The following is a 5873-nucleotide window of genomic DNA, read 5'->3' on the forward strand; positions in this document are numbered from 1 at the left end:
AGCCAGACAACCGTGTTCCGAAGCTCCCGCTCAACCGGGCGAATCCCGTAGATATCGTGGTAGTAGCAATGAAGGAACCCACGCATCAGCTCTGGTGGTTCGTGATCTCGTGTTCGCCCCGTCTCCGCCGGGGCGAACACGTCGAACTCTTCGAGAAACTCGAAGGAGAGATGCTCAAACAACGCTAGTGTCTCGGTCTCCGCGACATTGAAGAACGTCTCTACCGAAGGAGCATCTTGCAGGGTCGCTGAACTCATTCCACCTCAGCGTTCACCCTGCTCCTTGGTGTGGTAATCGTTCTATGACACCCTCTTCACGTTATTACTGCTATCAGACTGGCGATAAGTGATCGCGTGCGACGATAATTTCAGCGGGATATGCCAATCATTGTTGAAGGGAGAGTAGGCTTCATATAGTAATAGGGCATCATGGAGTTGACCTTCTGTTATCGAACTGTTTTGTTTCTGGTCTGATTCTGTCGAGATTGGAATAGGATAACTCCCACCCCCACCACATCCATCTGGACAGGTTTCGTCGTCCGAATCTGGTAATTCACCAGCAACTGTTTGGACTAGACTCAGACCACCGACTCCGGCTCCGAGTGTTTTTACCATCTCCCTTCTCGACCGGTTCCTTTTCAGACTGTGTTCTTCGACCATACCAAGTATACACCATCAATTATACCTATTAAAACTTTCTAATAGAGCTTATCAGTACCAATGGCCAATAGTGGGGAATTAATAAGTAAGCAACAGAATAACGTTCAGTTATGTACAAGCACGTCGCACTGCTCGTGCGCAAGGAGGGGATGAGCCACGACGAGTTCATGGACTACTGGAAGCACAACCACTCGCCGCTGGCCAAGGACATCGAAGGCGTCGTCCGCTACCAGACCGTCTACCCCACCGACCCCGAGAACGCCGAGTTCGACGGCATCGCCGAGCTCTACTTCGAGACACTGGACGACCTCCACGAGGCACTCGGCAGCGAAGGCTCCAGGGACTACGACCCCACCCGCGAGGTCGCTGCGGAGGCCCGCGAGGACGTGAACAACTTCCTCGACGTCGAGCGGCGGCCCCGCTTCATCGGCGAGGAGAAGGTCTGGAAGGACGAGGTCGACGGCGACACCGACGGCCTCTACAAGCACAGCGCGTTCCTCGTCCGGAAGGACGGCATGAGCCACGAAGAGTTCCGCGACTACTGGGAGGAGAACCACTCGCCGCTGGCCAAGGACATCGAGGGTGTCGTCCGCTACCAGACGGTGTACCCCACCGACCCCGAGAACGCCGAGTTCGACGGCGTCGCCGAGCTGTACTTCGAGACGCTCGACGACCTGTACGAGGCCCTCGGCAGCGAGGGCAGCCGCGACTACGACCCGACGAAGGACGTCGCGGCCCAGGCCCGCGCAGACGTGGACAACTTCCTCGCCATCGAGGAGCGCCCGCGCTTCATCGGCCAGGAGACGCTCCAGAAGAACGAAGTCGGGGACGTCGAGGGGTACTGAGATGGCCGAACCGGACTACGAGGCGCAGGTCCGGGACGCCTACCCGGAGCTCGACCGCATCGAGGACGACGACCTCCGCGACAAGGTCGTCGAGGCCTGGACGCTCGGCCTCGAACGCGGCGGCTGGCAGGACATCGCGGATATCCCGTACGCCTGGAACATCCACGAGGTGACCAACGTCGAGCACGTCCGCGGCGTCACCAAGATCGCCATCGAGTCCGCCGAGGTACAGCGCAATTTCCACGGCGCCGACCCCGACATGGACGTCATCGTGGCGGCGTGCCTGCTCCACGACGTCGGCAAGGCCTACGAGTACGTCGACTTCGTCGACGCCGAGCTACTCGACGAGCCCGACCGGGAGCACTACGCCAGCGAGGAGATTCCACACTCCATCTCGGGCTACGCGCTCGCCCACGAGGTCGGCTGTCCGCTCGCCGTCCAGCGTGCCATCCCGCACTTCCTCGGAGAGGTGCCAACCCGCACGATGGAGGCGGAGCTGGTCAAGAGCGCGAACTCGGCGTCCTCGAACGCCATCACCCAGTCCGCGATGGGCATCACCCTGAAGGAGTGGGTCGACGAGTACAGCCAGACGCAGAACTGAGCCGGTCACCGACTAGCGCAACAGGACGGCGGCACCGACCACGACGGCGATGGCGAGGCCCGCCAGCCCGCCCCCCATCGGGCCCGCGACTGCACCGACCAGCCCGACGAGTCCCGCGGCGCCGGCGCCGGCGACGATGCCCGCAGCGACGGCGGGCGACCGGAGTCCCGCAACCGTCTCCTGGCTCTCCTCCTCCGACTCGACCTGTTCCTCGAGCGTGTCCAGCCGGTTCGAGAGCCCGGCGAGCCCGTCGACCCGGTCGTCGAGACCATCGACGCGCTCCTCGAGTTCGACAGCTCGCTCTGCAAGCTCGTCGTCCCCGGTGTCCTCGAGCGCCTCGGCGAGCTCGTCCGCCCGGTCCTGCACGTCGCCCACCCGGTCCGCGAGCGACTCGTGTTCGGTTGCGTCGACCGACTCCGCCGCGACCGTCGCCACCTCGTCCCCGACGGACTCGACCTCGCGTGCCAGCGATTCGACGCGGTCGTCCAGCCCGTCGGCGTCCGCGCGGACCGTCGAGAGCGTCGACCGGACCTCGTCGACGGCCGTTCGCTGGTCCCTCAGGTCCGCACGGAGGGCGGCCAGGTCCTCGGTGCTCGCCACGTCGCGGTCCTCGATGTCGTCCACCCGGGCTGCGAGGCCGTCGATACGGCCCGCCAGCGAACCGTGCTCCGACCCAAGCGAGTCGACGCGCTCGGCCACCTCCGCGACTCGGGCGTCGACCGACTCCACGTCGGCCTCGGTCTCGTCGAGTCTGTCGTCGACACCGTCGACGCGTTCCCGCACCGTGCCGATGTCCTCGGCGACGCCACCCACGTCCCCCTCGACCGTGTCGACGCGCTCGGACACGTCGGTCACACGTTCGTCGGTCGACTGGACGGTGGTGTCGAGGTCGCCGACGCTCGCCTCGACCCGCTCGAGCGAGGCGGCCACCGAATCCAGCCGGTCGGCGTCGGCCGCGCGGTCGTCGACCGCCTCGACCTGCTCGGAAACGTCTCCGACGCGGTCGTCCACCGCATCGACCCGGCCGTCCACGCGGTCGGTAACCTCGTCCACGCGGTCGGCCACGTCGGCAACCCTGCCGTCTACGGCGTCCACGTCATCCCGGAGCTCCCCGAGCGACCCGTCCAACTCGTCGAGCCGGGCCGCGAGTGCGTCGACGCGCTCGGCGTCGGCGCTCTCCGCGCGCAGGGCCGCGAGGTCCTCGCCGGTGGCTTCCAGTGCGTCCTCGACGGCGTCCAGGTCGGCCGTGAGGTCCAGCCGGAGCTCCGCGAGTTCGTCGGCGACGCCGTCGAGCGTCGTGCCCAGCCCGTCGAGGTCCGCCACGACCTCGTCCACCCGGGAGTCGAGGGCGTCGTGGGCCGCCACATCGACCGTCCGGTCGTCGAGGTCGGCCAGCCGGTCGGCGACCGCGGTCAGCTCCTCTGCCGAGTCGTCGAGGTCGTCACGCAGGTCATCCAGCAGCGAGCCGTTCAGGTTCGTCCGCCGTTCGAGGTCGGCGATGCGGTCGGTCGCGTCCCCGATTCCCTCGGTCGCCTCCTCGACGGCCGCCGAGAGCTCGTCCACGCGCTCGGCCAGCTGTTCGAGGTCTGTTCCGGCGGCGGCCCGTTCGTCCAGCGCGGAGAGGTCGGCCGCCACGTCGTCCAGCTGGTCGGCAACGTCGGCGAGGTCGGTCCCGAGGGCAGCCTCGGCGCGCAGGTCGTCGACACGCGCTGCCAGTTCGTCGACCGCGGCCTGCACCTCGTCGAGCTCGTCGTCGCGCTTGCCCAGGCGCTCGAACATCTGGTCGATGGCGCGGTCCGCGGAGTCGTCCTCCGGACTCAGCCCCTCGGTCCGGCCGCCCGCGGAGGATGTCGTGGTGCGACCGCCGGTGGCCGCCATCGATGCGCCAGCGCCGCCCGACCCGTCTTCGGACGACCCCGCCTCGGACCAGGCCACCGCCTCGTACGCGTCCACGTCGGCCTCCGCGGCGGCGAGCGCACCGCGGACCGGGCAGCTCACCGGGTCCGCCGCGCGTCGGACCGAATCGACGGAGACGGGGACCGCGGAGTCGTCCAGCCGACCACCGAGCAGGAGTTCGAGCCCCGGGACCGCCCCCTCGCCGGCGAGCACGACCGGCGCAGCGACGCCCGGCCGGACGTCTCCCTCGTCGGCCTCGCGGCGGAGCGTCTCGACCAGTTCCGCGACCAGCCCGTCGAACGCCTCGGCGAGCGCACCCTCGACGCCGCCGGCCTTCGTGTCCGGGCCGAGCGAGAACGCCGAGAGCGCGACCCGCACGTCGCTCTCGCTCGCGTCGGCCGCGTCGGCCGCCCGTGCGACGAGGTCCTCGGTGCCGGTCGGGAGGGAGAAGGCGACGACGGGGACGCCGTAGTAGGAGAGACAGACCGCAGTGGATTCGGGCCGGACGGCCACACCGAGCCCGGTGTAGCCGTCGTCGTCGGCCGCGCCGTAGAGGGTCGCCAGCCCGGTGTGGATCGGCGTCGCGTCGAAGCCCGCCGAGTCGAGCACCTCGGCGACGGCCTCGCGGTGCGTTCCGGTCGGCAGGTCGGCGTCGACGACCGTGCCCGGCGAAGTGTAGCAGGCACGCCCGGGGTCGGCAGGGGCCAGCGACGCCACGAGCGCCGCCAGCGCCTCGGTCACACCCTCACGGGCGTCGAGCACGTCGCGCACGAACAGCGGTTCCACCGTCGCACCGGTCGCGTCGGCGACTCGTTCCGCATCGTCGCCGACGACCACCAGGTCGCCGCCGTGCTCGACGTGTGTGAGACCGTCCGGCGAGAGGTCGGCGTCGGCCAGGGCGTCCGCGTCGACCGTCGCGACGAGCGCCGGCGCGTCCGCGAGTGTCGGGTCGTCCGGGTCGCCCGTGGCGACGCGGAGCCGGTCCGTGCAGAAATCTAGTCCAGTCACCATGTCCGTCTACCCGAGCGGTTGACGGGGGGAGGTATTGGTCGTTGTGACCGACCGGGACGCGGACTCGTTCCGACCGCTACAGGGGCTCCAGGCCGGCCTCCTCGCGGAGGACGTCGATGTACTTCCGGAAGCCCGATTCGAGGTCGTACTCGACCTCGTAACCCGTATCCTCCTGGAATGCCGTCATGTCCAGGCGCTGGGTCCACGGCAGTTCGCCCTCGTCACTGACCTCGATGTCCGCGTCGGGGACGATGGACTCGACGGTCTCTGCGGCCTCGCGGATCGACGCGAGCTCGCCGCGGACGTTGTAGACGCGCTGGGAGAGGTCCTCTTCGGGCGTGAACGCGGCCAGCCGGAACGCCTGGGCGATGTCCTCGACGTGCTGCCAGTCGATCTCCTGGTCGCCGTACTCCACGCCGAAGGACTCACCGACCGCGGGCTTCTCGATGATGTTCGCGAGGAACGCGCTCCCGCCGGTCTCGCGGTACGGACCGTACGCCACTGTGGGGCGGATGGCGACGTGGTCGACGCCGAACTCCTCGTTGTACACCCGGGCCTGGTGCTCGTTGTACTCCTTGGTCGCGCCGTACAGCGTGTCCGGATAGACCAGGTCGTCCTCGGTCACCCACCAGTCACTGCCGTCGTCGTAGTTCGCGGGCGGGGCGTACACCGCGGCGGAGGAGGCCCAGGCGACGCGCTCGACCTGGTCGTCGAGCGTGCGCGCGGCCTCGAAGATGTTGTTCGTGCCCTCGATGTTCACCTGCATGGCGGCACGGGGGTTCGACTCGGCCGTGTTCGTCAACAGTGCGGCGAGGTGGACGATGTGGGTCGTGTCGGTCTCGGCGACGGCGTTGACCACGT

5 protein-coding genes and 1 pseudogene are annotated in these 5873 nt (G+C 67.9%); 2 read left to right on the top strand and 4 right to left on the bottom strand.

Features of this window, described 5'->3' with window-relative positions; translation table 11 throughout:
* Both BLT27_RS18710 and BLT27_RS19440 read right to left on the bottom strand, forming a co-directional pair.
* Window positions 1-257: pseudogene (locus BLT27_RS18710) on the bottom strand (IS5/IS1182 family transposase); the annotation flags it as partial.
* Between the two features lie 42 nt (window positions 258-299).
* Window positions 300-659 carry a hypothetical protein gene (locus BLT27_RS19440; protein ID WP_139172435.1) on the bottom strand — a complete coding sequence of 120 codons (360 nt, stop codon included), beginning with the start codon at window positions 657-659 and terminating at the stop codon, window positions 300-302.
* A gap of 110 nt (window positions 660-769) precedes the next feature.
* Here BLT27_RS19440 and BLT27_RS18715 point away from each other — a divergent pair, with 110 nt between their 5' ends.
* Both BLT27_RS18715 and BLT27_RS18720 read left to right on the top strand, forming a co-directional pair.
* Window positions 770-1504 (top strand): EthD domain-containing protein, encoded by a 735-nt coding sequence (locus BLT27_RS18715; protein WP_089736630.1) that lies wholly within the window; start codon window positions 770-772, stop codon window positions 1502-1504.
* A 1-nt stretch (window position 1505) separates the two neighbouring features.
* Window positions 1506-2105 carry an HD domain-containing protein gene (locus BLT27_RS18720; RefSeq protein ID WP_089736632.1) on the top strand — a complete coding sequence of 200 codons (600 nt, stop codon included), beginning with the start codon at window positions 1506-1508 and terminating at the stop codon, window positions 2103-2105.
* A gap of 12 nt (window positions 2106-2117) precedes the next feature.
* Here the strand turns inward: BLT27_RS18720 and BLT27_RS18725 are convergent, their stop codons facing one another.
* Entirely contained in the window at window positions 2118-5012 is a 2895-nt protein-coding gene (locus BLT27_RS18725; protein ID WP_089736634.1) for a disk-shape morphogenesis protein volactin, read from the bottom strand.
* A gap of 76 nt (window positions 5013-5088) precedes the next feature.
* The coding region (locus tag BLT27_RS18730; RefSeq protein ID WP_089736636.1) for an NAD-dependent epimerase/dehydratase family protein at window positions 5089-5873 on the bottom strand (785 nt) is incomplete at its 5' end.

It is taken from the genome of Haloarchaeobius iranensis, from assembly GCF_900103505.1.
GTDB lineage: Archaea > Halobacteriota > Halobacteria > Halobacteriales > Natrialbaceae > Haloarchaeobius > Haloarchaeobius iranensis.